The sequence below is a fragment of the Mitsuokella jalaludinii DSM 13811 genome (genome assembly GCF_000702905.1).
GTDB classification, from domain to species: domain Bacteria; phylum Bacillota; class Negativicutes; order Selenomonadales; family Selenomonadaceae; genus Mitsuokella; species Mitsuokella jalaludinii.
In genome coordinates, this window is sequence record NZ_JNKR01000058.1 from 1 (window position 1) to 2,352 (window position 2,352).

The window sequence follows — 2,352 nt, forward strand, 5'->3', positions numbered from 1 at the left end:
TGAGTTGAACCTGCGCCCTAGGAAGTGCCTTGGCTACAAAACACCATATGAGGTCTATTTCTCAAAGGTGTTGCACTTAGCTTGACAATTCGCCTGCATGATAAATTATTTTCAGCAACATCTTGCATTATACTTAAAGAAGTATTAGACTATTACAAGCTAAGTGTTTACCGATGTTACATTTTAGGTGATGTATATATGAAAAAACGGCTTATTTGTAAGCTCCCTGTTTCTTTACCCGCTAAAGATTGTGTATTAAAAAGTCTATATCACTCATTGGGGATTTTTACTGCTTTACTTCTGATTTTTATCTTATTCTTTAAAAGCCCAATTCTTGATATAGGTCATATGACAGTCCTTCGACTCATACGCAGCATGATTTTCACTTGGATTGTCTGTGGTTTTTTATATACTATACTAGGAACTAGAAAACTCAAAGATTCTACTTTAAGAAGTAAGTGGGTAGCTTGCTTGTCTTGGACCGGAATCTGGGCCGGAATTTATACTATTGTTTTTTCACAAGTTCCTGATTTATTACAACATGATATTGGTAACTACTATCTCGTTCCATGTTTGTTTTTTTCGGTTTCTCTTATTGTAACAATCAGTATATCCCAAATCCATAATTTTATCCGAAAAGTTTTATCTTTTGCTTATTCCGTATTTATTTTTCTTATGTTGTTATCCCCGATATTTTATGCATTTTATTTTATGATATACGGGCAAGAATTTGATGAATATGCATTATTATCGGTTATAGCAACGAATCCAGATGAAATTATAAACTATTTAACAGCTACTTTTTCAAGCATTCAACTCATTCTTATATTGATTTCCCTATTTTTACTATTTACAGTAATATACATAATCACATTAAAAACAACAGCTAGGCGTCACTCATTAGATTTCAAAAATAGAACAACTATTATTTTTACTATACTATCTTTCTTTTTCTTTTTCAATTATATTATAACAGTTTTCCCTATTGATCAAGCACTACATCTACGTCGTCTAAATGGCCCTATGAATGCCTTTATACAGTTACAAAACAATATTGAACAAAACAACAATAACTTAATAATTGAAACACCTAATACTCTAGCTAGTAAAAAAACTCCTGGCTCTATAATCATTGTGATTGGTGAAAGTGCTAATCGAGACATGATGTCGGCTTTCACGCCTTCATACAACAAAAATACAACACCTTGGGAAAAATCAGTACGTGATGATCAGAACTTCATATTTTTTGATAACTCATTTGCTAGTTTCCCAAATACAGTCATGGCTGTTACACAAGCACTGACTTCATCTAACCAGTATAACAATATTCCATTAAAGGATTCTATCGACCTCTTAGATGTAGCACGTAAGGCTGGCTATCATACTTATTGGCTATCACTTCAGAATAAGAGTACTGTCTCTGATGCTGGAATCACTGTCATTGCCAATCGAGCAGATACGATAAAATGGTTGCATGGCTATGATGAGACAATCCTATCTGAGCTAAAAAACATTCCTTCTTCGGATAACAATTTCATCATTATCCATTTGAACGGAAGCCATTTCCGTTATGACAGACGCGTACCGCAAGAGTTTATCGAGAAAAATAACTTACCAACCGAATCGAAAACAGATTGGTACAATGCATCACTACAATATACTGACTACGTATTAAAAGAAATCTATCAGTACGGAAAAGAAAATCTTCACATGCAGGCTCTGGTCTATTTCTCAGATCATGGTGAGAATATGGAATACACACATACTTCATCACCATTTTACTTTGATATGGTTCATATCCCCTTCTGGATTTATTTGTCACCAGAGTACCAGGCAGCTTACCCAGGCACCTACCAATCTTCACGTAATAACAAAAAAGAAATCTTTACAAACGATTTGATGTTTGAAAGCATTTCTGGAATTCTACATGCCGAGTCGAATTCTTATCAACCAGAATACGACATAACATCATCGAGATATAATCTATCAAGCGACCACGCCTTAACCTTACACGGCAAAAAATATATACGAGACGACATAAAGTAAGTGAAATGGCCATCATGAAGATGGCCATTTTTAAATTCCTAGCTTATAGCGGATCTTCAATATACCATACCAAAACATGCCAGTAAGATAATCTCCTATATAACCTTTTTCTTTACGATACCGTCCCCAGTATTTAAAATCATGGTAATTCTCTGGTTTCTTTACTGGACGTATGTTCGTGATTGTCGGCCACGGTGATAATGTATTATATTTACGCCATTGCTCATCAAAAGATGATACTACCATCTGCCATGGTTTACGACGGCCAGTCCAATGAACAATGACACTATGTCCCCGATCATATTC

The 2,352-nt window shown here is 34.8% G+C and carries 1 protein-coding gene and 1 pseudogene; one reads left to right on the forward strand and one right to left on the reverse strand.

The annotated features are described in order from the left end of the window. Nucleotides 1–198: 198 nt before the first annotated feature. Nucleotides 199–2,046 carry a phosphoethanolamine transferase gene (locus T518_RS11900; RefSeq protein ID WP_081828500.1) on the forward strand — a complete coding sequence of 616 codons (1,848 nt, stop codon included), beginning with the start codon at nt 199–201 and terminating at the stop codon, nt 2,044–2,046. Between the two features lie 30 nt (nt 2,047–2,076). Here the strand turns inward: T518_RS11900 and T518_RS12175 are convergent. Further along, nucleotides 2,077–2,352: pseudogene (locus T518_RS12175) on the reverse strand (glycosyltransferase family 8 protein); the annotation flags it as partial.